Raw genomic sequence first — 25697 nt, 5'->3', positions numbered from 1 at the left:
ACTTGTCTAGGGTCCTGTTGGCTGCACGGAAAGAAGCACTCTCCAGGTGAGTAAGCGTATCGGGTTGTACCCACGTGTCCGCGTCGAGGGCGGCGGCAGAGGGGCGGTCTCGCAGGCCGGGGCGGTGCTGCTGGTCGAGACGGTCCGCACGTTGGGCCTGGACGATGCGATATCGGCGGCGCTGGCGCCCTGGCGCAAGCCGCGGACGATGCATGATCCGGGCAAGGTCCTGCTGGATATCGCACTCGCGACGGCTCTGGGCGGGGACTGCCTCGCTGATGTCGCCATGCTGCGGGCCGAGGCCGACGTGTTCGGTCCAGTGGCATCGGACCCCACGGTCTCCCGGCTCATCGACGCGCTCGCCGCGGCCGGGCCGAAGGCGCTCACCGCGATCCGCGCGGCACGAGCCGAAGTGCGCACGCGAGTATGGGAGTTGGCCGGTGAAGACAATCCGGCCGCCGGTGGCAGCGTGATCGTGGACATCGACGGCGTGCTGGTGCTTGCGCACTCCGAGAAGCAGGACGCCACCGCGACCTGGAAGAAGACCTTCGGTCACCATCCGCTCGTTGCGTTCGTCGACCACGGCCAGGCCGGTTCCGGGGAACCGGTGGCCGCGCTGCTGCGGCCTGGCAACGCAGGCTCCAACACCGCGAGCGATCACATCGAAACCACCCGCCTCGCCCTGGCCCAACTGCCCAAACACCTGCGGCGGGGACGGCAGACGCTGGTCCGCACCGACTCCGCTCGGCGGCACCCACGCCTTCCTCGACTGGCTCTCCCGCCGCGGCCGGTGGCTGTCCTACTCGGTCGGAATGACCATCACCGACGCCATCCACCAGGCTGTGCTGAAGATCCCGAAACGGGCCTGGACACCGGCCTACGACTCCGACGGCACCGAACGGCCCGGCGCCTGGGTCGCAGAGATCACCGACATGCCCGACCTGAGCACCTGGCCCAAGGGCATGCGGCTGATCGTCCGCAAGGAACGGCCACACCCCGGCGCCCAGTTGCGCTTCACCGACGTTGACGGGCTGCGACTGACCTGCTTCGCGACCAACACAAAGGGCGGCCAGCTCGCCGACCTCGAACTGCGTCACCGCAGGCGGGCCCGCTGCGAGGACCGCATCCGAAACGCCCGCGATACCGGCCTGCGCAACCTGCCCCTGCACGACACAGCCCAGAACCGGATCTGGCTGGAGATCGTCTCCATCGCGCTCGACCTCCTCGCCTGGATGCCGATGCTCGCCCTGACAGGCGAAACCCGCCGTTGGGAGCCGAAGCGCCTCCGCCTCCGCTTGTTTTCCGCCGCCGCCCAGCTCGTGAACACCGGCCGCCGCCGCTGGCTCCGCCTGGCCGCCCGATGGCCCTGGACATCCGTGATCACCAGCGCCATGGACCGGCTCCAGGCCCTACCGAACCCCGGCTGACCAGTAAATTCACCCGTCCCAACAACCTGCACGACCACCCCGGGAGTGGAACCCGGCGCCCACCCGACGCGACAACCGGGCCACCAACATGCCCTCGCACATCCGCAACAGCAAAACGGCCCGACGGAAGAACCGACGGACCGTCATGCAAGATCGAGGCTAATACGCCGAAGTCAGTAACTGGCAGCTGAGAAGCTTCACCAGAGGCAACGGTTCCCCGGCAGGGGGTTGCCCGGATCCTCCTGAACGGCCATGGGAAACTTTTCACATGAGTGCGAAAGACTCCAGTACCGCCGTTGGCCGTATGCGTGGAGTACCGATCGTGATCGCCTCCGCAGCCTGCGCGTTACTGCTCACTGCGTGCGCTTCTGGCGGCACGTCAGGCAGTAGTGGCGAACCGAACTTCGTCGCAGGGAAGGACGGCACCGACGCCGTACCCGCGAGCCAGCGTGTCATGGCCCCGGACCTGTCCGGCAAGACCGTCGATGGCAGGGTCTTGGACGTTGCGGACTACAGGGGGAAAGTCGTGGTGCTCAACGTCTGGGGTTCATGGTGCCCGCCCTGCCGTGCTGAGGCCAAAGGCTTTGAGACGGTCTACCAGGATGTCAAAAGTCAGGGCGTGCAGTTCGTCGGCATCAACACCCGTGACGCAAGTCCGGCTCCTGCCATGGCCTTTCAGCGCGATCAAGGCATTACCTATCCAAGCTTCTACGACCGCTCAGGCAGGCTGCTTCTCCGCTTCCAAAGGGGCACTCTGGGCATACAGCCGGTTCCCTCCACACTCGTCATCGATCGGCACGGAAAAGTCGCAGCACGAGCAATAGGAGCGCTCGATAAAAGCGCCCTGCTGAAGATGGTGCAGCCGATCGTCGGGGAGAAATGACGTGTCCGCACTCATTGCACTGGCCGCACAGAACGAGACAGTGGAGCACGGTGCCCTGCTGCTCGCCCTGCCGATCGCTCTGCTCGGCGGGCTCGTATCCTTCTTCTCTCCCTGCGTCTTGCCGCTGGTCCCCGGCTACCTCTCCTATGTCACCGGCGTCGTCGGTACCGACCTGGCGGAGGCGCGGCGGGGGCGGATGGCCACCGGCGCCTTCCTGTTCGTCCTCGGTTTCACCGCCGTGTTCGTCTCCGGCGGAGCACTCTTCGGCTTCTTCGGCTCCACCTTGCTGGAGTACCAGGGCACGCTATCCAAGGTACTTGGCGTGCTGATGATCCTGCTGGGTGTGTTCTTCATGGGGCTCATGCCCTGGCTCACGCAGCGTGAGTTCCGCTTCCACAGGCGGCCCACCGCCGGGCTGATCGGCGCCCCCGTCCTCGGAGCCCTGTTCGGGATCGGCTGGACGCCATGCGTCGGTCCCACTCTCGGCTCCGTGATCGTCTTGTCTTCCGAGCAGGCGAGCGCGGGCCGGGGCGCGATACTGACCGTCGCCTACTGTCTCGGTCTCGGTGTCCCCTTCATCCTCACCGCCATCGCCTTCCGCAAAGCACTCGGTGCCTTCAGCTGGGCCAAGCGCCACTATGTGTGGGTCATGCGCATCGGTGGCACGATGATGATCGCCACCGGCGTGCTGCTGCTGACCGGCGCCTGGGACCTCCTGGTGCAACAGATGCAGACATGGTCCAGCGACTTCACCGTTGGAATCTGACGGAGGCGGATTCTAGCGGTCGTCGCAACGCGTGGTCGGTTCGATCAGGCCGCGGGAAGTTTGGCCAGACGCTCGGCTGGGGTTTCCCAGCCGAGCGTCTGGCCGTGGCTTTGTTCACCAGTTTCGGTTCTGGCACAGATCTTGGGGAGCGGTCGCGGAGCGTTACCTCGGTGTTCGATTGCGCTCGTTGATTGGCTGCTCGAGGGCTCGGTAGTCAGGTGACGGATGAACCAGCTCGGGGTGTTCCGCTACGTACCGATCGCTGTGGATCGCCAGCATCGCCCAGTGCCACGCCTCGTCGTGAAAGATCAGTCCGCGGTACGGCGCCTCAGCCGGTTCGTATGGGTATCGCTCCAGGGCGGCCTCCCTGGCCTCCTTCGGCGCCAGCCCGCCGTGATGCTGCATTACCCATGCGTAGCCACGCCGCTCGGAGTGCAGGCAGTCGAGGTACTCAGCTTCGTTCCATGTCACGGCTCAACGGTAGACCGGTCGCCGAAGGGGGCGGACGCCCCGCGACCGCTCCCCAAGATCTGTGCCAGAACCCGTGAGTCGTCGATAAAGCCAGCCGAACTGCCGCCGAGCTGGAACCCGCCGAACGCGGAGCGCTCGAGGTGGCCAGGGCTACACCTTGCGCGTCAGCGCCGTTCCCATCGCCTGTGGGTCAGCCCCCGCCCAGCCGCACATCCGCAAGACGTTCCCAGAGCCCCGAAGCAGTCGGCCGCGGCGGCCTCAGCTGCCCTTGGCGAGGGCGTCGGCGAGCTGATCACGGGTCATGCCGGAACGCCCTTTGATCCCTGCCTTGGCGGCCTTCTCGTACAGCTCGGCCTTGGTCAGCGACCGCAGCGACCCGGCGCCCGAGGCCCTGGTGCGCTTCTTCGCGGCAGGCTTCTTCCCGCGCCCGGTCTTCTCAGAGGCGCCGGCCTTCTCCCCGGTGTCCTTCGGGCTGCGGGCCCGCTCGACGCTGGCGCGCAGGGTTTCCATCAGGTCGACCACACCGGTGGGCTGCGCGGCCGGCTCGGCCTTCTCCACGGTTTCGCCTGTGGCCTTGGCCTCGATCAGCGCCTCGACCTTCTCCTGGAAGGTGTCGTGGAAGTCTTCCGGGTCCCAGTCGGTGGTGAGGGCGTCGATGAGCTGGTGGGCCATCTTCACCTCGGCGGCGGTCGGCTCCGTCTTGTCCGGCAGGTCGGGGACCTCCTCGTGGGGGTCGCGGATCTCGTCCGCCCAGTGCAGGGAATGCAGGGTCAGCAGGTCGTCCTCGGCTTTCAGAGCGACGAGGTACTCGCGCCCGCGCATCACGAACGTCGCGATGCCTGCCTTGTTCGACTCCGCCAGGGCCCTCTGGAGCAGGGCATATACCTTGCCGTACTGCTCGCCCCGCGGCCCGAGATAGTACGTCCTGTCGAAAAAGATCGGCTCCACCATGTCGAGATCGACGAACTCGGACACCTCCAGGGCCTTGGACCGCCCCGGCGCGATGTCGTCGAGCTCCTCGGGCTCGACAATCACGTACTCGCTGCCGGTGTCGTAACCCTTGACGATCTCGTCCAGGTCCACCTCATCACCGGTGCGCTCATTGACACGCCGGTTGCGGATCCGGTCCGCAGTGCCGCGCTGGAGCTGGTGGAAGCGGATCGTGTGACTGTCGGTCGCGGTATACAACGCGACCGGCAGCGAGACGAGCCCGAAGGAGACGATCCCCGTCCATATCGGTCTGGCCATCTTGGGTCACCACCTCGACCTGCGGTGCCGTGCTCCTTGGCTCCTTCCCCGCCCGACGCCTGATCACCATTGTCGTGATCGCCGGGACACAGCTTTCGAGCACACCCCGCAGGTCTGGAATGCCGCGCAGCTTCGCGACGCAATCAAGGACCTGCCCGATGACGCACCCGTCCATATCTGCGTGGCAGGCGACCCCGGGTGGCTTCGACGGGTACGGGACTTCGTCCTCGTGGACGCGCATCAGGTGGAGAACTGGTGGCCGGCCACGTCCACGGCGCCGGAACGAACCGAGACGGCGGAGGCGCTGTTCGCCGACTGGGAGCCGGGCGCATACGACCACCCATCTGGACTGAACCCGTGCCCACCGCGGCGCCTCGCCTGGGGTACGGGGTCAGGCGGGGTTCAGCGGAGTGATACCAGTACCCGCGTACAGCTCGGGCTCCAGAGACAGGACATTCCCTGCCTTCACCGCGTGCCAGGCGATCGCAGCCGCGTGAGCCACCGGCCAGTCCACGTTCCTCCAGTCCGTCGCGTCCACCGCTCACATCGATAGTCTGATTGCCGGTGTTGTCGTTGGTCCAGCTCACCTTGCCGTCGAGCGTCTTCGTGCTGATGTTCACGACGAAGAACTCGTGACTTCCGTGCGTAGCGTCGGACCGCGTACCGGCGGCGCCGTTAAAGCTGGCCCCGAGGTGGGGCCTTACCCATGCTTTCAGCGTGGGTAGGGCCCCAGTGGTCCGGGAGCCCTGATGCCTCACGCCTCGTCAAAGGCCTCGAGCAGGCGCTCGTACGCCAGCTTCGGCCGCAGGGCCGCGTCCCACGGCAGGGAATCGGCCGTGCGCGGAGGATAGATCTTGGTGTCGGCGGTGGAACCGTACCGGTCGGTGAATCCCCATGTGGAGAACGATGTGCAGTTCGGCTCCTCCAGGCAGACCCGCAGCTTGCCCACCATCTCGTCGGCCTGGGTCTCCCGCCCGTCCTCCTCGTCCTCGCCTATGGGGACGTCCATCTCCGACACCCGCGCCTGGACCCCGAGCTCCGCCAGATCCCGCACATGGCTGCGGAAGGTCTCCGGGTCGATGCGGTCGCCGGGTGCGTACTCATGGTTCTGGAAACCCACGCCGTCGATCGGTACGCCCCGTTCCTTGAGCCGCTTGACCAGATCGTAAAGGGCGTCCCACCGCTCGCCTTCCTCCTCGACCCCGTACTCGTTGAGGAATAGCCGTGCCTTCGGATCGGCCCGGTGGGCGGCCCTGAACGCCTCGTCGATGTACTCCTCGCCCATGGCCTCGAACCACGGGCTCTGCTCGGAGCGCAGACCAAGATCCCCGTTGGTGTAGCTTTTCTCGTCGTCGGACATGGGCTCGTTGACCACGTCCCATTCCGCGACCTTTCCCTTGAAGTGACCGGCGACCGTGGCGATGTGCCGGAGCATGGTCCGGCGCACCTCCTCGGGATCGTCGTTCTCCCGCATCCAGTTGGGCAGAGCCTCGTGCCAGACGAGGGTGTGCGCATGCACCTTCATGTCGTTTGCGCGGGCGAAGCGTACGAGTAGGTCCGCGTCGCGGAAGTCGTAGACGCCCCGGCGCGGGTGGAGGAACTGTGGCTTGAACGCGTTCTCCGGAGTGAGCATGGAGAACTGGCTCCCCGCGAGCGCCCGGTAGCGGGAGTCGGTGAGCAGCGGGTTCTCGGCTAGGGCGGCGCCGACGTCGAACGGCCGCCCCACGTCTGCGGCCCGCGCACGCAGCGAGTCGTCGGACTGCTCCTGGCGTAGCTGCGGCGCGTTGACCACGCGGAGCGAGTCACCGCTCTCTGCCCGCGCGATCAGCTGCGTCAGACGCCATCCCTCGCGGCGCTCGTCTTCGCCCGCGTCCGCCTCCAGACCGAACCAGACAGTGCCCTCGGCGAACACCCCCGGGTCCTGCACGGTTCCCAGAAGCCGCCCGTCGGCTTTCACGCGGAAGGTGTCACCGATGCTCGACACGGCGAGCGTCACCGTCCCGGAGCAGCCGCAGTCGAAAACCTTGGAGGTGGCTGGCTCGTCGCCCTCGCCGTCCCATATCTGTACCTTCACTTGTCCGTCGGCGGTCACGCCTACGCGGAGTGAGGGCCGCTCCTGCCGCCACTCGTCGTAGATGACCGGTACCCGTCCGTACAGCCGCAGCCATGAGTCGCCGTCATCGTCGCCCACACCGGACATGCGTGCGGTGACGGTGAAGTCGCCATCGGACCTCAGATGCGGGCCGGCCAGGTTCAGCGGGGGATTGGGCTGGCCGCCGGAGGAGTCCTGCTCCACGATGTGCCGATCCGATGCGCTGACCCGCAGGATGTCGTTCCGCGCGGTGGTGCCTGGCATCTGCGTCCAGTCGTGGTTCCGCAGCAGGTCTTTGTCGTTTCCGCCGTCCGGCCCTTCGCCCTGCCCCGTACACCCAGCCGCCACCGCCATGACGAGCACCACGGCGGTCAGTCGCTGCCACGTCCCCCCGCCAAGGTTCACGATCCCTCCCACTTTCTTGCCGAGACGAGATCAACATCTCGAAACCGAGCCATAGTTCATCACACATGAGGTACGGCGGCCCTGTGTGGCACGTCCCACCTCGTGTGGCGGAGCGGGCCCGGATCGTTCTGCCTGCGCGGAAGGCGCGTCAAACACACGTGTGCCAGCGGATTTCAGGGTATCCACGGAGACGGTGCGCAAGTGGCGCTCGCGTTCGCTGACCGGCGGATGGCACTCAGCGAGGCAGAGCGTGCGGAGTTAACCTTGGGCTTTCACGAGCGGGCTTGTGCGGGTCTTGATCAGATAGGTGGAGAGTGCTGCTGAGCTGCAACGATGGGACTTGCCAGGGGTTCTGCCCGCTGCAAGGAAAGAAGCATTCTCCAGGTGAACGAGCGCATCGGGCCGTACCCACCTGCCCGAGCCCTTGTCGGCGGTGGCGCGGGGTCTCGTAGGCGCCCGCAAAATGGCTGGTCACGGGTGCGGTCTGTGCAGGACCCTGAGCGTATGCCTCGACGTCTCATGTTCGTGCAGTTGAAGACTGGTTACAACACCGACCGCGGACCCTCGTGGATCGGGTGGGTGGACTTCTCGAAGACCTGGAGCACTGGGTACTTTCACGGGAGGACACTGCGCCGGGCAGGGGGGATGTTCGATGCGAACTTCTACGACGTGCAGACCAACGAGGAGTTCTGGGTCTCCGGGCCGAAGCGGGACCGCACCGACACCCGCTACGGCCCCTCCAACCCTGAAGTCGATCCGGAAGCCGTCGAGACCTATCACGCCTTCCTGGAGGGTGCGCCCCTGCCGGGCCGGGAAAACGGCTAACCTCGCGCCCTTGCGAGCGGGCTTGTCCGGGTCTTGATCAGATAAACGGAGAATGCTTCTGACCTGCAACGATGGGACTCGGTGAGGGTCCTGTCAGCTGCAAGGAAAGAAGCACTCTCCAGGTGAACAAGCGTATCGGGTCGTATCCGCCTGTCCGCGTCCAGGGCGACGGCGGCGCGGTGGTCTCGCAGGCCGGCGGGGTGCTGCTGGCGGAGACCGTCCGCAAGACCGGTCTGGACACGGCGATATCGGCGGCGCTGGCGCCGTGGCGCAAGCCGCGGGCGGTGCACGACCCGGGCAAGATCCTGCTGGACCTCGCGCTGGCGGTCGCGCTGGGCGGGGACTGCTTGTCAGACGTGGCGGTGCTGCGGGCCGAGCCCGCGCTGTTCGGACCAGTGGCCTCCGATCCCACCGTCTCCAGACTGGTGGACACCCTGGCCGGGGCCGGCTCTCATGCGCTGGCCGCGATCCGCCGGGCCAGGGCCGAAGTGCGCGAGCACGTATGGAAGTTGGCCCAGGCCGATGCCCCCGACGCGAACGGTCAAGTCATCGTGGACATCGACGGCGTGCTGGTCCTGGCGCACTCCGAGAAGCAGGACGCCACCGCGACCTGGAAGCGAACCTTCGGGCACCATCCGCTGGTCGCGTTCGTCGACCACGGGTCGGCCGGGTCCGGGGAGCCGGTGGCCGCCCTGTTGCGGCCGGGCAACGCAGGCAGCAACACCGCGGCCGACCACATCACCACCACCCGGCTGGCCCTGGCCCAGTTGCCCAAGCAGTACCGGCGCGGCCGCCGCACCCTGATCCGCACCGACTCCGCCGGCGGCACCCACGAGTTCCTGGACTGGCTCACTGCGCGCGGCCGGTGGCTGTCCTACTCGGTCGGTATGACGATCACCGACGCCGTCCACCACGCTGTGCTGCGGGTCCCGGACTCGGCCTGGACGGCAGCGGTCGAACCTGACAGCCAGCTCCGCGACGGCGCCTGGGTGGCCGGACTGGCCGGGGACCTCCTCAAGGGCTGGCCGGCCGGGATGCGGTTGATTGTGCGCAAGGAACGTCCCCATCCCGGAGCGCAGTTGAGGTTCACCGACACCGACGGCATGCGTCTGACCTGTTTCGCCACCAACACCACCGGCACCGCGATCGCGGCCTTGGAACTGCGGCACCGCCAGCGCGCCCGCGCCGAGGACCGGATCCACGCGGCCCGCGACACCGGCCTGCGCAACCCGCCCCTGCACCACACTGCCCAGAACCAGGTCTGGCTGGAGATCGTCCAGCTCGCCCTGGACCTGCTGGCATGGATGCCGATGCTCGCCCTGACCGGCACGGCCCGCCGCTGGGAACCCAAACGCCTACGGCTGCGACTGTTCACCGCCGCAGCCCGCCTGGTCACCACCAGCCGCCGACGCATCCTCCGCCTGGCCCGCCACTGGCCCTGGACCGACACGATCACCAGCGCCTTCGCCCGGCTCCAAGCCCTGCCGAACCCCAACTGAACAGCAACAACGACCCACCCCGACCAGCAGCCGAATGCCCTCGGAGCCGTGGAACCCGACGCCCACCCGACGCGACAGCCGGGCCATCAACATGCACACAGCCGCCCCGACAAGCCGAAACGGCCCACCGGAGAAACCAACGGACCGTCACGAAACATCGAGGCTAAGGGCTCGTAAAGAATCAACACGTTGCTTCACGGTCTCCCTGTCGTTGGTGTGGTATGCGCATACCGAGTGAGGTTCGTGACCAACTTGCCCTGAGATTCGGAGTGTTGTTCCCTCATCTGAATGAGCGGCAGCAGCGGCTGGCGCTGGCCGCCGAGGCCCGGCTGCTGGGGCACGGTGGGGTCCGGGCCGTCGCGCGTGCCGCAGGGGTGAGCGAGACGACGGTGCGGAAGGGTGTCTTCGAGTTGGAGGGCGGTGAGGACCCACTGCCCGATGGCCGGGTCCGCCGGGACGGCGGCGGTCGCAAGAGCGCCGAGAAGCTTGACCGGCTGCTCGTTCCGGCGTTGCTGGCGCTGGTCGAGCCGGATGAGCGGGGGATCCGATGTCGCCGCTGCGGTGGACGACCAAGTCGCTGCGGTCTCTGGCCGGGGAGCTGACGCGGCAGGGCCATACCGCGTCGGCGCCGACCGTGGGCAGGCTGCTGCGGGAGAACGGTTTCAGTCTGCAGGCCAATGCCAAGACCCTTGAGGGCGCTCAGCACCCCGACCGGGACGCGCAGTTCCGGTACATCAACGACCAGGTCAAGGACCATCAGGCGGAGGGCGAGCCGGTGGTCAGTGTGGACACGAAAAAGAAGGAAGTCGTCGGGGATTTCAAGAATGCGGGACGTCAATGGCGGCCGGCCGGTGAACCCGTGCGGGTTGACGTCCATGACTTCCCCAGCGATGCACTGGGCAAGGCCCTGCCTTATGGCATCTACGATCTGGCGGCGGACACCGGCTGGGTGAATGTCGGTACGGATCACGACACCGCAGCCTTCGCGGTCGAATCGATCCGCCGTTGGTGGAACGGGCAAGGACGCCTCGACTACCCGCAGGCCAGACGTCTGTTGATCACTGCCGATGCCGGCGGCTCCAACGGCTACCGCACCCGGGCCTTCAAGACCGAGTTGGCCGCGTTCGCCGCCCGGACCGGCCTGGCCGTCACGGTCTGCCACATGCCGCCGGGCACATCGAAGTGGAACAAGGTGGAGCATCGGCTGTTCTCCGCGATCACCATGAACTGGCGCGGCAGAGCGCTGAACAGCCACGAGGTCGTCGTGCAGTCCATCGCCGCGACCACCACCCGCACCGGTCTCACCGTCCACGCCGAACTCGACACCGGCACCTATCCCACCGGTGTGAAGGTCAGCGACACCGAGCTGAACGCGGCGCCGGTCACCGGACATGCCTTCCACGGCGAATGGAACTACACCGTGCACCCCCACCCCGCCAGCCCGGCAGACCCCACCAGGCCGACGCCCGGGCCGGCGGCGGTCTTCGACCGCGGTGCCCTGTCACATCCCGCGCTGACCGGCATGACCTGCACCGCACTGGCCGAGCTGACCGAGACCCTGACCCCTGGCTGGCAGGCGCTGCAGAAACAGGACCCGGCCACCCGACGCGACGGCGGCACCCGGCGCCGGGCCCCGGGCGGCGGCCGCAAAGCCAAACTCGACCTGGCCGACCGGGTCCTGGCCACCGTGCTGCAACAAAACCTCGCTCTGCCGCCTACCGTGCTGGCCCACCTCTTCGCCGTCAGCAAGGACACCATCCGCCACACCACCAGCGAGATCCGACGACTGATGGACCAGCACGCACACACCCCAGCCCCCAGCAGCACACCTCAGCACCCTGGCAGGACTCCTCGTCCACGCCACCGCACACGGCGCGACCCTCACGACAGAGACCAAACCAACGTGTTGATTCTTTACGAGCCCTAACCACCCGGCCTTGGGTCAACGCCCCGGATTCGTCAGAGGAATCACGACCCATATCCACGGCAGAGGTCTGCCGATGATCACCCCGACGGGGGTAGCAGTGCTGCCCCCGGGGCCCGATATCGGGTATCAGCGGCGGGTTTCGACCTTCAGGTCGCCGTGGGTCACCGCGCGCATCCTGTCGCTGGCGAGCATGTCGTGCGGGAAGCCGAGTTCGATCGCGCTGGCCTCGTCGAGGCGGGCCAGTTGGGAGGCCGTGAAGTCGACCTCCAGGGCACCCAGATTGTCCTCCAGTTGCGCGAGAGTGCGGGCGCCGATGAGCGATGCCGTCACGTCCGGGTTCTGCAGGGTCCAGGCCAACCCGACCTGGGCGGTTGTGCGGCCCAGCTCCGCGGCGACCTCCATCACGACATCAGCGATGTCCAAGTTGCGTTCGGTCAGCCCGCCGTTGGCGATGTTGAAATTCTTACGGGTGCCGTCGTCGACCGCGGCGTTCGCCGCGGTCAGGTCGTCGCGGCTGTACTTGCCGGTGAGCACCCCGCCGGCCAGTGGCGAGTACGGCACCACGCCCAACCCCATCTCGCGTGCCATGGGGATCAGGTCACGTTCCCCGGTACGCTCGATCAGGTTGTATTCGATCTGCAGCGCGACCAGCGGCGACCAGCCGCGCAGGTCGGCGATCGCCTGCATGCGCGACACCTGCCAGGCCGGGGCGTTGGAGATCGCCACGTACAAGACCTTGCCCTGCCGGACCAGATCGTCCATGCCGCGCAGGATCTCCCCGACCGGTGTCGTGAAATCCCACACGTGCAGGTACAGCAGATCGATGTAGTCCGTATTCAGCTGTCGCAGACTGGCTTCCACCGACGCGAAAAGGCTCTTGCGGTGAGGGCCCCCGGAATTCGGGTCGCCGGGCCGGCGCAGCGTGGTGTATTTCGTTGCCAGCACCAGGCTTTCGCGGTTGTCGCGGGTGAATTCACCCAGCAAGCGCTCAGAGCTGCCATTGGTGTAGGTGTTGGCGGTGTCGATGAAGTTGCCGCCGCGCTCGACGTAGAGGTCGAACAGCTTGCGCGCCTCGTCCTGCTCGGCGCCCCAGCCCCACTCGGTGCCGAAGGTCGCCGCGCCCAGCGCCAGCGGTGAGATCCGCAGCCCGGAGCGGCCGAGCAGCCGGTAGGTGTCGAGGGTGAGCGACATCGTGTCCTCCTGTGCTTGTGATCCGTTGTCGAGCACAAGTCTGTGACCGCCGCGAGCCGGGGATAAGGGAAAGAAGTTCCTGGGAACACCAGTCCTACCCTGTCTGTTGGGCCGAACATGACGACCCGCACGGTGGACACGACACAGGAGCTGGCCGCATTCCTGCGGACCCGGCGCGAACGCCTGAACCCGGACGATTTCGGCCTGCCGTCGCGTCAGCAGGCCCGTCGGACCCCAGGACTGCGCCGCGAAGAGGTCGCCGAACTGGCCGGGGTCAGCATCGACTACATCGTGCGGCTGGAACAGGCCCGGGGACTGCGGCCCTCAGCGAACGTGGTGGAGGCGCTGGCCCGGGCGCTGCGCCTGGCCCCCGGCGAACGCGCCTACCTCTTCAGCCTGGCCCAGCAGCGCCCCCGCAACGCCGACAAGCCCGCCACCACTGCGGCGCCGCCGCTGGCCCGGCTGGTCGCCGACCTGTCGCCACTGCCGGCCATGCTGATGAACCACCGCTACGACATCCTGGCCTGGAACAGCGAAATGGCCAGGCTGCTGCTGGATTTCGAAACCCTGCCGCCGGCGCAGCGCAATGCGATGTGGCTGTGCCTGGTACACCCGGAAATACGCGAGCTCTATGTCGACCGCGAGCGCGTCGTGCGGGAGGGAATCGCTCACCTGCGCGCAGCGTGGGCCGCGCACCCGGAGGACCAGGCGTTGACCGACCTCATCACCGAATGCAGCACCCGTAACGAGGAATTCGCGCGATTGTGGGCCGAACGAGACGTGAAGGTCAACGGCCGCGGACACAAGGTGATGCGGCATCCGGGCGCCGGTGTGATCGCCGTGCACTTCGAAGTGCTTATGCCCCTCCAAGATCCGGACCAGCGGTTGATGATCTGCCGCGCCGCGGACGATGAGAGCCAGTCGGCATTGGACCGGTTGTGCGCACGGTGACGTCGAACCGTCATTCCGGCGTGCCTTCGGAGTCCATCGGTAAGATCCGGGCCGAAAGTATGCCGGAGGACGGACCGGCCGCGCCGGGCAGCGAACATCATGCCACCGAGGACCGTAGTGGGCGCAGGGTCGTGCGTCGGGCGATCTGGATCGCGCCCGCCGAGGGCATCACGTTTCCTGGTGCGGCACAAGTGTTCCGGATCCGCCGAGACACCTTCGACCACCTTGGCAACCGGCTGTCCAAGGAAATTGTGCACGAGGTCACCAGCCTGACCGCCGATCAGGCAACGCCGGAAGCCATCCGGTCTGGTTCGCTGGCACTGGACGGTGGAAAACAGGAGTCACTGAGGTTTTCTCAACGAAATGATCTCGTGAGGTGACTCGACCCAGTGGATCTCGCGTCGCGATGAGTCCTGCGGCGTCCGGCGGTCGTACTGTCGAACCCGTTACCGAGGAGGACTTCTGATGCACAGCGTGACGTATTCGATGGGCGTCTCACTGGACGGCTACATCGTCGGGCCGGACGGCGGCTTCGACTGGACGCCGCCCGACGAGGAGGTCTTTCGCTTCGCTACCGACGAGGTGCGAGAGGCCGGTGTCCACCTGTTGGGACGACGGCTGTACGAGACGATGCTGTACTGGGAGACCGTCGACCAGAATCCATCGCTCGACTTCTCAACGCTCGAGTTTGCCGCGGTCTGGAAGGCGCTCCCCAAGGTGGTGTTCTCCACCACGCTGTCGGCGGTGCAGGGCAATGCCCGCCTGGCCTCCGGCGGCCTGGCGGAGGAGATCGAGCGATTGCGAGCCGAGCCGGGGGACGGCAACATCGCGATCGGCGGTGCGACTCTCGCCGCCGAGGCGGCCGCGTTGGGTCTGATCGACGAGTACCGGGCCAGGGTCTACCCGGTGCTGGTCGGCGGCGGCATTCCGTTCTTCCCCCAGCACGAGCGCCGGGTGGATCTCGAACTCGTCGAGACCCGCACCTTCAGCTCAAGAGTCGTCTATCTCCGCTACCGCGTGGCGCGTTAGCCGACTGGTCCGCCGAACCCTGGGACGAACGGGCTGCCAGTGATATTCCCTCAGCGAAATGACCTACGCGAAGCGGTGTGAACCACCGTCTGGCGAAGCCGAGTCGGACGGACCACACCCGACCGCAGACGCATGTAAAGCCCCTGGTAGGACAGGTCTCACCACAAGATCACGGCCGCAACCACCAGAGGCTTCACGTTGGTCACCTACATCGCCACACTCGACGTCCCGCGCCACGTCGTGGAGTACCTGGCCCGGTTGTTGGCCCTGCACCGTCGACGGATCGGAACCCCGAAGGGGGCGCGGGCGCTGGGCCCATTCCGTCAGGCGGTGCTGGTGCTGCGCTGGTTCCGTGAGCGAGGCTGTGTGCACTGCCTCGCCCGGGACGCCGGGGTATCCCAGGCGACCGGCTACCGCTACCTGCACGAGGGCATCGACGTCCTCGCAGACCAAGCCCCCGACCTCCATGCAGTGTTGGACCGTTGCCGCGCCGAGGGCATGACGCACCTGGTACTGGACGGCACATTGATCGCATGCGACCGGGTCGCCGGTGTCCGCGAGAACGGCAACGACCTGTGGTTCAGCCAGAAACACAAGAGTTTTGGCGGCAACATTCAGTTCCTGTCCGCTCCGGACGGCACGCCTCTGTGGATCTCGGATGTGGAGCCGGGCTCCACGCCGGACATCACGGCCGCGCGACTGCACGTGCTGCCGGCACTGTACAAGGCCGCCGCCGATGGCCTGCCCACCCTGGCAGACAAGGGGTACATCGGCGCCGGGATCGGCATCCGTGTCCCTGTTCGCCGCCCCAAGGGCCGCTCAGAGAAGGCTCTGGACATCGACACCCGCACGACGAACGCCCTGATCAGACACGTCCGAGCCTTCGAGGGCCGGCAGCGGGCAACCATCGTGCTGCTGGCGGCCCGGGGGCGCTCCAACGCCTGGATAGCCGCGCAGACCCGGATGCACGTGGACACGGTGCGCACGTGGCGGGGCCGGTTCGCCGCCGGCGGCCTGCCGGCCCTCGCCGACCGTAGGCGGTCCGGTCGGCCGGTCTCGTTCACACCGCTACAGGTTGCCGAGGTCAAGGCGCTGGCTTGCCAGTTACCCGCCGAGACGGGCGCGCCTCTGTCGCGCTGGTCGTGTCCGGAACTGGCTCGTGAGGTGGTTGCCCGGTCTATCGCCGGGTCGATCTCCCCCTCCACCGTGCGGCGTTGACTCAAGGACGACGCGATCAAGCCCTGGCAGTACCGGTCCTGGATCTTCGTGCGCGACCCGGATTTCCGGCCGAAGGCCGCGCGCTGCTGGACCTGTACGCCCGCATCTTCGACGGCGTCCCGCTGGGCGAGGACGAGTATGTGATCTCCGCGGACGAGAAGACCTCCATCCAGGCGCGCTGCCGTTGCCACCCGACCCTGGCGCCAGGGCAGGCCCGGGCGATGCGCGTCAACCACGAATACGACCGCGGCGGTGCGCTGGCTTACCTGGCCGCCTACGACGTCCACCGCGCGAAGGGGCACTGTCACGTTGGCTGGCCCGTGGGATGATCTTCGAGCTGATCACGTTGGGGGAGCCGTCCGTGGTGGGTGCACCGCCGTCGTACAAGGGGCACCGACACCCGGTCGAGGTCATCTCGCACTGCGTGTGGCTGTACTTCCGGTTCCCGCTCAGTTTCCGTGAGGTGGAGGAGCTGATGCTCCAGCGCGGCGTGACCGTCTCCCACGAGACCGTGCGCCGCTGGTGTCTGAAGTTCGGCCAGGCGTACGCCGGCGCGCTGCGCCGCCGGCGGCCCCGCCCCGGGGACAAGTGGCATCCGGACGAGGTCTTCATCAAGATCAACAGCGAGCAGAAGTACCTGTGGCGGGCGGTCGACCAGGACGGCAATGTCCTGGACATCCTCGTTCAGAACCGGCGGGACAAGGCCGCAGCCAGGCGATTCTTCCGCAGGCTGATGACGAAGACGGGCAGGGTGCCGCGGGTGGTCGTCACCGACAAGCTGCGTTCCTGCGGCGCCGCTCACCGCGAGGTCATGCCCTCGGTGGAGCATCGCTCGCACAAGGGCCTGAACAACCGGGCCGAGAACAGCCACCAGCCGACGAGGCAACGCGAACGGGCGATGAAGGGCTTCCGCAGCGTGGGCGGGGCCCAGCGGTTCCTGTCCGCGTTCAGCGGTATCTCACCCCACTTCCGGCCCCGACGCCACCTGATGACCGCATCCGAACACCGAGCCGAAATGACCATCCGCTTCACCATCTGGGAACAGATCACCGGCGTCACCGGCCGACCTACCGCGGCCTGAGCCCAGGCCGGCACCCGGCCCCACCACACCTCGACGCACCGTCAGACACCCACACACCCAACAACGTGACAACGCCATCGCACATCCCGGACTTCCTTGTGCTCGCGGCGGGGGCTTCCTGGCTGGTGGACGTGCGTCCAGGGGGCCTGACCAGCAAAAACACAGACACTGCCATGAGAAGCAAAAACCATCTGCAACAACACCGGTAATTCTCACCGGACTCGACACACACCCAGGCCAGACCACCTGCCACCCCACCCGAAAGCCACTACGAACGGCTCTCACTCAACCTGCAACACCCCAGCCCAGCCCCGTTCCCACACCCCAACCCACACCGGGACTCGATACCGCCGGTGCTCCGCGAGGGTGAGCAGGTTGACGTCGTTGTCGATGGGGAACGGCTTCACAGCCGGTACGGGCCTGGCTCTCGACACCCCGATGCCACCCTGACACGCCGAAGTCAGTAGGTGCGCGGTTTCGACGCACGTTGCTGGCCGATTCAGGCACCTCACGACCGCGCCCCTCCGCGGAAGCGTGGCAGCGTCTGCGCGCCCCGTGACCCGCGGCCACGGTTCACGGGGCGCGGTGACACTCCTCGCCCGCCGGGACGTCCTCGCCCACAGCCTCCGGGCGCGCCCGGAGGAGGAGCGCGTACTGCCCGGAACACTGCCCTCCGATCCGCTCGACGCCAGCCGGGTCGTCCTGCTCCGCCGCGAGCTGACCACCAGCTTCGTCCCCGCCGAGCAGGACGGGGAGCTCCAGCCGGTCCTCCTCGTCGACCACACCGCCGGTCCGGATGCCGGGCCCGAGAAGCTGATCGCCCTGTTCGAGGAGGGCGAGGCGGGCATCGCCGTCCTCAACGCGGACCTGCTGCCAGACCGGGCCTGACGTTCCTCCAGTGCAAGACAGTTCGGTCGGAACCGAAACGTCCCGTCGGACGGTCTGGGCCCGTGGTCCGCGAGCGCGGCGGACCGCGCCGTCAGTTGCCCCAGACCACGGGGTTGTCACTGTACGCGTCGCCCTCGTCGAACTCGGCGGCGGTGACCGGCGCGGTCTTCGTGGCGGACAGCGAGCAGGTCTCGAACGAGGCGCCCTTGGTCTTGAACTCGGCGGGCGCGGACTCGTTGTCGCACTTGTCCGGGAGGCCGCCGATCAGGATGACACCGGTGCCGCCGCCGCCCTCCAGTACGCCGTCCAGCTTGAGGGAGGAGTACGACAGGTCGGTGCCGCCGACATTCTCCACCTTCATCCTGATGAAGTACGGCGTCATGCCTTTCGCCTTGTCGCCGAACTTGGCCATGTCCGCCTCGGCGCCCTTCTCGATCTCCGTGACGGTGACGGCGATGGTGCCCTTCTTCGACGTCCCGTAGGTGAACGGAAGTACGGCCCGGTCGCCGATCTTGAGCTTCGTGCCCGGCTTTGTGACGTCCCCGACGGCCGGGACGTCCTCCTCTTCCTTTCCTCCGTCGGGCGCCGGAGTCTGCTCCTGCGGTATGGACGACGCCTCGGCCGACGCGGCGGGCGACTCCTTCGCCGGCCCTGCCTCGTCGCCGCCGTCGTTGCAGGCCGTGAGGCCGAGTCCGACGGTGGCCAGGGTGGCCGCGAACGCGATACGTGCCTTGCGCATGTTCCCCCACTTGCTGGTGACGCGTCCCGTCGCCGGGACCGTGATCGTTGCAATGGCAGCCGGACACTACACGGTCGTGCATGGCAGTACCCGTCGTGCCCGGCATTCCGGCGGAATATAACCATCATTCTGCAAGAAAAGCCCTGGGCAACATGGAGAACGAGTGGCCCAGCCAGATCTCGGTGCGCGCTGCCTTGGGGATGACGCCGAGGCTGATCCGTGCCAGCCTCAACGTCGCGCCAATCGGTCGTGTTGAGAGCGCATGACCTCGGCGCCGCCGACGTTTGGAGTAGAGCGCCTGTTCCCCGATCAGCGCGTTCAGGCCCTTGACCTTGCTGTATCCGTAGCCGGCTCCCTGCTTGGCGTAGCCGTAGGTGCGGCGGATCGTGTCGTCGATATCCACGTGGGCCACCTGGTCGGCGCCGGGTAGCAGCGGGGTGTGCGCGGCCAGTTCGGGCAGGAACCGGCGGGCCGCCGCGTGCAGTTGCTTCACGTGTCCGTGACTGAAGGAGCCCAGCGTGGACGGCGCCCGCACACCGTTGAACAGCCGCGGCAGCCCACCGTGCCGCAGCCGGTCCATGCCATCGATGCTGTCCGCCCCGGCGACCATGCCACCGTCCAGCGACATCAGCTTTGCCGCGGGGAAGGCCCCGGTGCCATCCTTCGAGGCAGGCAGCCGGACGTGCTCGTCAACGAGTGCGGGCAGCACGCACCGTTCGGCCAGCCGCACCACCGGGGCCAGCCCGCCGTAGCCGACCAGATTCGGATCACCAAACCGTGCGGAGACTCTCGCTGCGGCATGGGAAGATTGCATCTCGGAAGTGCCCTCGTGGTCGTGCGTGCTGGAAGCGTGAAGAACTCCCATCATCGCAGTTCACAGGGCACTTCCTCGTTTCCGACAACATCACCACCGCACATCAACCGGTGGATCCAGGCTCAGGCATCAGGGGCTTCGCCCCACTCCTGACGCCTGATCCAGGTAATATCACCACACTCGAACTCTGGATCGCCCAGGCCCGCGCAGCCGACCTGCCACATATCCACGCCTTCACCCGGGGGACTGGAGCGAGACCGCGACGCCGTGATCGCCGCGCTCACGCTCCCGTACAGCAACGGCCCCACCGAGGGCGTCAACACCAAGACCAAGCGGATCGCACGCCAGATGCATGGACGAGCAGGCTTCACCCTGCTTCGCCACCGCATCCTCCTCGGGTAGCGCCACCCTCCGTTACCACCGAAAGTGAGACAGGGCCGTTAAGTTGACACACCCGTACGTCGGTGCCACCGCGCGCTCGTGTGCCGAGGGTCTGGTGGTCGGCCTGGTGCGGTACGTGCCGTGCCCACAGGAGGTTCCGGCCCTCCGTGACGCCCCTGGCCACGTTGCCGCGTGATGCGTTCCCGCACCCCTGTGCACGAGGGCGGCAAACGGCGGCGTACAGCTTCTTGTGGTGATCGGTGTCGGGCCCTCCGTCCCTGACGGCCGCGATGAGCAAGCCCGGCTTCGGGTCGCGGGGCGGCTGAACCTCTCCGTCGCCGTTGGTGCGGCGGCGGTTCCTCATCCGCGAACCGAGGTAGAAGGCGGCGACGCAGGCGAGGAGTACGCCGACGGCGGGCCAGATGAAGTCTCTCATCTCAAGGCCGGTGGCACGGTGCTTGCCGACGATCGCGGGCTCGACCGGCCTCGGCTTCTCACGGACTGGGTCGGCCACGGTCGCGCTGGACGGCTGGGAACTCGGGCTTCCGGGCGTGGCCGCGCGTTCCGTCGCGGGCCCGGCGTCCTTCGGCGTGGCCGCCTTCGGGGCGTCGGCGGCCACGGATCCGGTCGTCCGGCCCGGAGCGGTGGGGATGACGGATCCGGCTGTGTGCTTCGGATTGATGGAACCAGCCGAACCGGTCGTCGGCTTGGGGCGGCTGGAGCCCGCCGATCCGGTCGGCGGATTCGGAGGGGTGGAGGGCTTCGAACTCGCTGCCGTGATGTCGAAGGACGTCACGACGTTGCTCTGGCCGGAGTTCAGGGTGCATTGCCCGTCGGATCGGAGCCACATGTTGCCCGCCGCGTTCTTCGCGACGACATGGAGGGTGAAGCCGCCCGTCGTGACCGTCCCCCTGCCCTGGTGGTTGAACGTCGGCGTGGTCACGCTGGCGGTCGCCCTGACCGTGAAGGGACCGGAGGCGGGTGCGGTGGTCTTGGCCAGGCGGAACGGGACCGCGATGTCCATCTGCTGCTTCGGGGCGCTCACATGGGCCGATGCGTCCACCGTGCCCTCGATGGTCGACATGCCGGAGTTGGCAAGCCACTGGGTGACGCCGGCGTTCACCTTCGCCACCGCGTTGACGGCGATGGTCCTGCCGGGCCGGCCGACCACGACCTGGTCCGGAACGTTCGCGGAGACGTCCACTGTGAAGGACTGGACGCCGGGCCCGACCAGCGAACACGTGTAGCCGAATGTCCGCGCAAGCTGTCGCGCCGATGCCGTACCGGCCCCGACGGCGCCCACCATTCCGGTCGCCGCCGTCATTGCCGTCACGGTCCCAAGGATGATCCTCATCCTTGGTCTGGTGCACCTGGTACTCATGAGTTCCACTCCGACCACTACTGAGGTGTTCGATTACAGAACAACTCCTGTTTCCCGAAGATCGACACGCTGCCCTGATCGCCTGCTCGGCACCGAATCCGTGGCGCCTGGGCAATTTCGTCCATCATGTCCGTACCACTCCTGGAAAGACGTACCGCGGACGGCTCCAGTTCCCTTGTGGACTGACACGAATGACTGCATGTCAGGGACCTGTACTGACGTTTTTGATCTTCGCTGCGCGGAGCGCTTTCCGGGGCACACTTGATACCACGTCACAGGTTCGTACTGGCGCCCGAATCCACCGACTGTGACACTGAGCCGGCGCTACTCTGAGGTCCAGATGTCCCGCACCAGGGGATTCACCCCTGCGCCCGGGAACAACCATGTACGCGGATCAAGGGAGGGCCCTGGTGACAAGTGTCGACGCTCTACTCGGCCAGGTCGTGCCCGCTGTCGAAGCGGCGGTGGGTGCGTACGGCGTCAGCGTGCTGACCCAGGCCGAGGACCTCGCGGCCGGTGAGACGGTACGGCTGGGGCAGCGGCTGCTCGCTCGGATCCTGAACCGTGGCACCGACGCCGCGTCGGTCGAGGCCGCCGTCAGTGACCTGGCCGAGCCGGGCGAGGACCGGGACGCACGGGACGCGCAGGCCGCACTGCGCTTCCAGATCGAGAAGGCCCTGCGGGAAGACCCCGGCTTCGCCGCGGAGTTGTCGGCGATGCTGCCTCAGCGCCCGACCGTGCAGGCCACCGGCCAGGGCAGCGTGGCGGTGGGCGGAAGCATCGAGGGACCCGTCATCACCGGCAATAACGCGACGATCGTCTCTCTCGGCGAACCTCACACCGGGTCCGGAGGAGAGAGCTCCCGCCGTGCTCACCTCTGACCAGCCTCCTCCCGGCGAGGGATCGGTCAAGGCCAGGGACATCAAGGGCCCTGTGGTGACCGGCAAAAACAACATCGTCGTCACGCTCTACATCGACGGGGCCTCCGCCGGGGATGCGCTGGACGAGCTGACCTCTCGACTCGTACGTGAAATGCGGGTCGGGCGCAGCCCCGTTGACGAGGAGCGGGCCGGCATGGCCGATCAGCTCGCGGGCGATGTCCTGCATCGACTGACGTTAGAAGTGGAACAGTTACGGTTGACGGACCGGGACTCGCTGCCTGTGCACTGGCGGCCGGCGTTCAGGAGCGCACCCGGCGGCGGGGGAGACACCCGCGATACCCCGGGCGGGGCATCGGGTATTCCTCTAACGGGGTTGACCAGTCGACTGGATGAAATCACGGCGGATTCCCGCTGGCTGATGGTGTTGGGGCGGGGAGGGTCAGGGAAGAGTGTCCTGGCCCTGCAATTTGCGAAGTCCCGCTTGGAACGCCGCTCTCACGACCGCAAAGGGCCGGTTCCGGTGATCTTCAGTATGGGATCATGGAATCCCGGCACTGTCGCGTTGCGAACATGGCTGATCGACCGGCTGGAACGAGATTATCCTGATCTGGCCGATGCCGGCCCCAGAAAGACGAAGACGTGGGCCGCCGAACTGATGGGAACCGGCTATGTGCTGCCGATTCTGGACGGGTTCGACGAGATCGCTGTCGATCTGCATGAACGCGCGCTGAACCAGCTCAACAGCAGTACCCTGCCACTGGTGGTGACCAGCCGCCGTGACGCGATCAAAGCCGTCATGGACGGAAGTCATATCGTGCCCTCCGCCGCCGCCATCGAATTGGTCGACCTCGGCTTGGACGATTCCATCCGATACCTGTGCGAGGCCACCGGCACGGCTCCCCCCGACGGCACGACCGCCGCCCGCCGGACCGGGTGGGGCCACGTGGTGGACGAGTTGAGTAGCCCTCGTCGCACCCGAGCCAGTGACAATCTCGCCACCGTGCTGGCCACCCCACTGATGACCACACTCGCCCGGTTCGCCTACGAGTCGAGGCGGTCCGGCCATGACCCGTCGGAGCTGCTGGACACCGAGAAGTTCGGTTCCCAGGACGCCCTCGAGAAGCACCTCCTGGATTTCTTCATCCGTACCGCCTATGAGCGCTTCCTGGAAATCGAGTCCGTGGGAGGGGCAGGAAACGGGGCGCAAGACCACCGCTGGGACACCGAGCGCGTCCGGCACTGGCTCGGCTACCTCGCCACACATCTGACGAAGCTCGGTACGCCCGACATCGAGTGGTGGCGGCTGGGCACCGCCATGAAGCTGCGCTGGGTCATGCTGCGGGTCGGTGTCACGGTCGGAGTCGCCTCCGGTCTTGTGGCCGGACTCGTGTTCGGGGCCGAAGGCGCGCTCTTGTACGGGCCCGCTTACGGGCTCATGTCGGCGGGCCTCAGTGGCCTGGCGGACGGAGCCGGGCTGGGGCTGACCTTCGGGCTCATGCATGGGTTCGCCACGAAGATGCGGGACGGCGGACCGATGTTCGAACCGTCGCGTATGGAGATCAGTCGTCATGGCTGGGACAAGTCGAGGCTGCGGAAGAACTTCCGCCCCAGAGTCCAGGGCGGGCTCGTCGGCGGGCTCCTGTTCGGGCTCGTGTGGGCACTCGGAGTCGCGGCCTTGAATGCCCTCGCGGGCGCCACCTGGTCCGTGATCTGGCCGTTCGCGGGGCTGCTGTTCGCGGAAGGGACCGGACTGGGGCTCGTGCTGGGCCTCGTCGCCGCCGTCGGGGCCGGGTTCGAAAAGGTCATTCCGAGAGAGAAAGCCGACGCCTCGTCGGACCTGCTGGACACGAACCGCGCCACGGTGCTCAAGCAGCTCATCACTGTCGGGCTCGTGATCGGCGTCGGGCACGGAACCTTGTTCGGGTTCGCATGGAACAGCGCCCTCAACGGACTCGGGGCCGGACTGGCGGCCGGGGCCGCGGTCGCGCTCGGAGTCGGCAGCATGACCGCTTGGGGGCGTTGGGTCGTCCTGGGCCGGATCTGGCTTCGTCTGACGGGGCAGTTGCCAAAGGACCTGGACGCCTTCCTGCGGGACGCCTACGTGCGAGGTGTTCTACGCCAGCAAGGCGTGGTCTACCAGTTCCGCCACGCGCGGCTCCAGGAGCACCTGAGCGATGCATACCAGGAGGGAACGGCCCGATGACGAAGCTCGGCGCGGCGGGCGGGGACGTCGACGCTCCTGGCCGAGGGTCTTCGGGGGCTCGGTTTCATGAGGAGTGCGGGGTGAAGGTGACGAACTCACCGACAGGTGGGCCGATGCGAGGCGGAAGGCCATCTTGAGTGCGGCCCTCCACCCACTCCACATGCAGTCGAACGAGCAGCATCAAGAACCTCAGCCCGGTCACACGATCTGCGTCTTCTCGTCGATGGACAGCACCACCGCGCCGCCCGGAGGGGCCAGGGAGAGGCCGATCACGTCGGCCACCTTGTCCGCGAACGCCGGGTCCTTCGAAACCTTGAATGTTCCGCTGCGGTGCGGCTTGAGGTTCTCCTCGCGCCAGATCCTCGCGACGTAATGCCAGGACACCGAGATGCCCTCGCGCCGCTTCAGGTGATCAGCCAAGGTCCGCGTCGACCAGTGCGACAGACCCGAAGTGGCCGGCGGCGACATCTTCGTGAGCGCGATCACCCGTCCCCGTGTCTGCGGCGGCACCTGATCGCGCGGTCCTCCACGGCGTTTCTCCTCCAGACCAGCCAGCCCGCGCGCGGCATAGCGGGCCTTGCAGCGGTCCACCGTCACCGGCACCACTCCGGCGAGGGAAGGAGTCCCCCATCTCGGACCCTTCACGGAGGGCGGGACAGGTGAGTGACCCACGGGCCCGCAATGCACGGGCCGCACCGAGGATCTCAGGCGGAGGTCTGCCCGCGCGCTACGGGGCGATCGGGCGGTCGGACAGGTGGGCGAGTTCGGTGAAGAAGGCGCGGTAGAGGGGCTCGTCGGTGCTGGGGATCTCGACGGTGGCGAGCAAATGTCTGGAGCTCGTTGTGCTCGCGTAGATCGGTTCGTCGAGCTGCTCGACGTTGCCGAAGTGCAGCCGGGTCAGCCCGCCCTTGCGCGCCTCCGCGCGAATCTTCACCCAGCTCAGTGGGGACCGGTAGGAACCGATGATGCGATTCCGCCGGAACAGCTCGAAGATCCCGTGATCGACCCGCATATGTACGTCGTCGTGTTCGAACACCTTTGACTCCATCTCAGACCACCCGTCGGCCGGCGAGCACGGCCACCTGGCTGAAGCCGGCGCGGAACAACGGCTCGTCGCCGGGCGGCACCTGGACCGCCTCCGAGCCGGCGAACCTGAAGTCGAACCGAGCGGTGCCATAGAGCTCGGAGTTCGGATCACGCACGATGCCGAAGAACAACTGGCCCAGCTTGTGAGGCTTCTTGTCGTGCACCAATGCCCCGAGCCGGCGCAACGGAACCCGGAAGGTATGTATAGGGCTGTTCAGATTGAACCGTTCGAACATCCCGCGGTCCACGCGCAGGTGCAAGTCCTCGTCATCGAACGTGAGCGGATCCATGCCGCAGAAGATACCGCCCTC

At 67.1% G+C, this 25697-nt stretch carries 23 protein-coding genes and 4 pseudogenes; 17 read left to right on the top strand and 10 right to left on the bottom strand.

What is annotated here, in order from left to right; genetic code table 11:
- Positions 1-46 precede the first annotated feature (46 nt).
- From OG978_RS46005 to OG978_RS45995, 3 genes and pseudogenes are all read left to right on the top strand, one after another.
- Positions 47-1427 (top strand): annotated as a pseudogene (locus OG978_RS46005) (IS1380 family transposase).
- Between the two features lie 268 nt (positions 1428-1695).
- The gene (locus OG978_RS46000) at positions 1696-2310 is read left to right on the top strand and encodes a TlpA family protein disulfide reductase (RefSeq protein ID WP_442817898.1); all 615 of its coding nucleotides are present in this window, start codon (positions 1696-1698) and stop codon (positions 2308-2310) included.
- 1 nt (position 2311) lies between these two features.
- Positions 2312-3076, top strand: a complete 765-nt coding sequence (locus tag OG978_RS45995; RefSeq protein WP_326770988.1) for a cytochrome c biogenesis CcdA family protein — start codon at positions 2312-2314, stop codon at positions 3074-3076.
- Between the two features lie 162 nt (positions 3077-3238).
- On the opposite strand, the gene OG978_RS45990 is transcribed toward OG978_RS45995, so the two are convergent.
- Both OG978_RS45990 and ku read right to left on the bottom strand, forming a co-directional pair.
- Positions 3239-3547 (bottom strand): hypothetical protein, encoded by a 309-nt coding sequence (locus OG978_RS45990; protein WP_326770987.1) that lies wholly within the window; start codon positions 3545-3547, stop codon positions 3239-3241.
- Positions 3548-3805: 258 nt separating this feature from the next.
- Positions 3806-4795, bottom strand: coding sequence for a non-homologous end joining protein Ku (ku, locus tag OG978_RS45985; protein WP_326770986.1), 990 nt, complete (start codon positions 4793-4795; stop codon positions 3806-3808).
- A gap of 1 nt (position 4796) precedes the next feature.
- Between ku and OG978_RS45980 the strand changes: the two genes are divergently transcribed.
- A complete protein-coding gene (locus OG978_RS45980; protein WP_326770985.1) occupies positions 4797-5348 on the top strand; it encodes a DUF6225 family protein in 552 nt (183 codons plus the stop codon).
- Between the two features lie 201 nt (positions 5349-5549).
- On the opposite strand, the gene OG978_RS45975 is transcribed toward OG978_RS45980, so the two are convergent.
- Positions 5550-7292 (bottom strand): endo-1,4-beta-xylanase, encoded by a 1743-nt coding sequence (locus OG978_RS45975; protein WP_326770984.1) that lies wholly within the window; start codon positions 7290-7292, stop codon positions 5550-5552.
- Between the two features lie 645 nt (positions 7293-7937).
- On the opposite strand from OG978_RS45975, the gene OG978_RS45970 reads away from it, so the two are divergent.
- The 3 genes and pseudogenes from OG978_RS45970 to OG978_RS45960 all read left to right on the top strand — a co-directional run bounded on the left by OG978_RS45970 (position 7938) and on the right by OG978_RS45960 (position 11526).
- Positions 7938-8117 (top strand): hypothetical protein, encoded by a 180-nt coding sequence (locus OG978_RS45970; RefSeq protein WP_326763659.1) that lies wholly within the window; start codon positions 7938-7940, stop codon positions 8115-8117.
- Positions 8118-8239: 122 nt separating this feature from the next.
- Positions 8240-9616: an IS1380 family transposase gene (locus OG978_RS45965; protein ID WP_326763658.1), complete on the top strand. Its 1377-nt coding sequence runs from the start codon at positions 8240-8242 to the stop codon at positions 9614-9616.
- A 221-nt stretch (positions 9617-9837) separates the two neighbouring features.
- Positions 9838-11526 (top strand): annotated as a pseudogene (locus OG978_RS45960) (ISAzo13 family transposase).
- 143 nt (positions 11527-11669) lie between these two features.
- On the opposite strand, the gene OG978_RS45955 reads toward OG978_RS45960, so the two are convergent.
- The gene (locus tag OG978_RS45955) at positions 11670-12734 is read right to left on the bottom strand and encodes an aldo/keto reductase (protein WP_326770983.1); all 1065 of its coding nucleotides are present in this window, start codon (positions 12732-12734) and stop codon (positions 11670-11672) included.
- A gap of 117 nt (positions 12735-12851) precedes the next feature.
- On the opposite strand from OG978_RS45955, the gene OG978_RS45950 reads away from it, so the two are divergent.
- The 7 genes from OG978_RS45950 to OG978_RS45920 all read left to right on the top strand — a co-directional run bounded on the left by OG978_RS45950 (position 12852) and on the right by OG978_RS45920 (position 17901).
- Positions 12852-13685, top strand: coding sequence for a helix-turn-helix transcriptional regulator (locus OG978_RS45950; protein ID WP_326770982.1), 834 nt, complete (start codon positions 12852-12854; stop codon positions 13683-13685).
- Positions 13673-14065: a hypothetical protein gene (locus OG978_RS45945; protein WP_326770981.1), complete on the top strand. Its 393-nt coding sequence runs from the start codon at positions 13673-13675 to the stop codon at positions 14063-14065. Before OG978_RS45950 ends, OG978_RS45945 begins: the two co-directional genes overlap by 13 nt.
- Positions 14066-14150: 85 nt before the next feature.
- On the top strand, positions 14151-14714 hold the full coding sequence (locus OG978_RS45940; RefSeq protein WP_326770980.1) for a dihydrofolate reductase family protein: 564 nt from the start codon (positions 14151-14153) through the stop codon (positions 14712-14714).
- Between the two features lie 240 nt (positions 14715-14954).
- On the top strand, positions 14955-15932 hold the full coding sequence (locus OG978_RS45935) for a helix-turn-helix domain-containing protein (RefSeq protein WP_326770979.1): 978 nt from the start codon (positions 14955-14957) through the stop codon (positions 15930-15932).
- A complete protein-coding gene (locus OG978_RS45930) occupies positions 15929-16261 on the top strand; it encodes a hypothetical protein (protein WP_326770978.1) in 333 nt (110 codons plus the stop codon). The genes OG978_RS45935 and OG978_RS45930 overlap by 4 nt, the downstream gene beginning before the upstream one ends.
- A gap of 32 nt (positions 16262-16293) precedes the next feature.
- Positions 16294-17013: an IS6 family transposase gene (locus OG978_RS45925; protein WP_326770977.1), complete on the top strand. Its 720-nt coding sequence runs from the start codon at positions 16294-16296 to the stop codon at positions 17011-17013.
- 534 nt (positions 17014-17547) lie between these two features.
- Positions 17548-17901 (top strand): hypothetical protein, encoded by a 354-nt coding sequence (locus OG978_RS45920; protein ID WP_326770976.1) that lies wholly within the window; start codon positions 17548-17550, stop codon positions 17899-17901.
- 91 nt (positions 17902-17992) lie between these two features.
- Here OG978_RS45920 and OG978_RS45915 read toward each other — a convergent pair whose 3' ends face one another.
- On the bottom strand, positions 17993-18640 hold the full coding sequence (locus OG978_RS45915; protein WP_326770975.1) for a hypothetical protein: 648 nt from the start codon (positions 18638-18640) through the stop codon (positions 17993-17995).
- A gap of 124 nt (positions 18641-18764) precedes the next feature.
- The gene (locus tag OG978_RS45910) at positions 18765-19454 is read right to left on the bottom strand and encodes a hypothetical protein (protein WP_326770974.1); all 690 of its coding nucleotides are present in this window, start codon (positions 19452-19454) and stop codon (positions 18765-18767) included.
- Between the two features lie 131 nt (positions 19455-19585).
- On the opposite strand from OG978_RS45910, the pseudogene OG978_RS45905 reads away from it, so the two are divergent.
- A pseudogene (locus tag OG978_RS45905) lies at positions 19586-19856 on the top strand (transposase); the annotation flags it as partial.
- Here the strand turns inward: OG978_RS45905 and OG978_RS45900 are convergent.
- A complete protein-coding gene (locus OG978_RS45900) occupies positions 19822-21159 on the bottom strand; it encodes a DUF6801 domain-containing protein (protein WP_326771083.1) in 1338 nt (445 codons plus the stop codon). The pseudogene OG978_RS45905 and the gene OG978_RS45900 overlap by 35 nt on opposite strands.
- 467 nt (positions 21160-21626) lie before the next feature.
- Here OG978_RS45900 and OG978_RS45895 point away from each other — a divergent pair, with 467 nt between their 5' ends.
- A complete protein-coding gene (locus OG978_RS45895; protein ID WP_326770973.1) occupies positions 21627-22097 on the top strand; it encodes a hypothetical protein in 471 nt (156 codons plus the stop codon).
- Positions 22084-24300: a hypothetical protein gene (locus OG978_RS45890; RefSeq protein ID WP_326770972.1), complete on the top strand. Its 2217-nt coding sequence runs from the start codon at positions 22084-22086 to the stop codon at positions 24298-24300. The genes OG978_RS45895 and OG978_RS45890 overlap by 14 nt, the downstream gene beginning before the upstream one ends.
- 204 nt (positions 24301-24504) lie before the next feature.
- Here the strand turns inward: OG978_RS45890 and OG978_RS45885 are convergent.
- The 3 genes and pseudogenes from OG978_RS45885 to OG978_RS45875 all read right to left on the bottom strand — a co-directional run.
- Positions 24505-24915, bottom strand: a pseudogene (locus tag OG978_RS45885) (helix-turn-helix domain-containing protein); the annotation flags it as partial.
- Between the two features lie 112 nt (positions 24916-25027).
- On the bottom strand, positions 25028-25336 hold the full coding sequence (locus tag OG978_RS45880) for a hypothetical protein (protein WP_266424830.1): 309 nt from the start codon (positions 25334-25336) through the stop codon (positions 25028-25030).
- A gap of 13 nt (positions 25337-25349) precedes the next feature.
- Complete coding sequence (locus tag OG978_RS45875) at positions 25350-25676, bottom strand: hypothetical protein (RefSeq protein WP_326770971.1); 327 nt, start codon at positions 25674-25676, stop codon at positions 25350-25352.
- Positions 25677-25697: the final 21 nt, after the last annotated feature.

The sequence above is a fragment of the Streptomyces sp. NBC_01591 genome, assembly GCF_035918155.1.
Taxonomy (GTDB): Bacteria; Actinomycetota; Actinomycetes; order Streptomycetales; family Streptomycetaceae; genus Streptomyces.
The sequence above is the reverse complement of the archived record's forward strand: the minus strand, read 5'-3'. Positions and strand labels throughout refer to the sequence as shown.

What these genes read in the sequence shown, in the direction of transcription:
- OG978_RS45970 (WP_326763659.1), top strand. Translation starts at nt 7,938, where the DNA reads ATGTTCGATGCGAACTTCTACGACGTGCAGACCAACGAGGAGTTCTGG.
- OG978_RS46000 (WP_442817898.1), top strand. Translation starts at nt 1,696, where the DNA reads ATGAGTGCGAAAGACTCCAGTACCGCCGTTGGCCGTATGCGTGGAGTA.
- OG978_RS45910 (WP_326770974.1), bottom strand. Translation starts at nt 19,454, where the DNA reads ATGCAATCTTCCCATGCCGCAGCGAGAGTCTCCGCACGGTTTGGTGAT.
- OG978_RS45875 (WP_326770971.1), bottom strand. Translation starts at nt 25,676, where the DNA reads ATGGATCCGCTCACGTTCGATGACGAGGACTTGCACCTGCGCGTGGAC.
- OG978_RS45950 (WP_326770982.1), top strand. Translation starts at nt 12,852, where the DNA reads ATGACGACCCGCACGGTGGACACGACACAGGAGCTGGCCGCATTCCTG.
- OG978_RS45900 (WP_326771083.1), bottom strand. Translation starts at nt 21,159, where the DNA reads ATGACGGCGGCGACCGGAATGGTGGGCGCCGTCGGGGCCGGTACGGCA.
- OG978_RS45955 (WP_326770983.1), bottom strand. Translation starts at nt 12,734, where the DNA reads ATGTCGCTCACCCTCGACACCTACCGGCTGCTCGGCCGCTCCGGGCTG.
- OG978_RS45915 (WP_326770975.1), bottom strand. Translation starts at nt 18,640, where the DNA reads ATGCGCAAGGCACGTATCGCGTTCGCGGCCACCCTGGCCACCGTCGGA.
- OG978_RS45940 (WP_326770980.1), top strand. Translation starts at nt 14,151, where the DNA reads ATGCACAGCGTGACGTATTCGATGGGCGTCTCACTGGACGGCTACATC.
- ku (WP_326770986.1), bottom strand. Translation starts at nt 4,795, where the DNA reads ATGGCCAGACCGATATGGACGGGGATCGTCTCCTTCGGGCTCGTCTCG.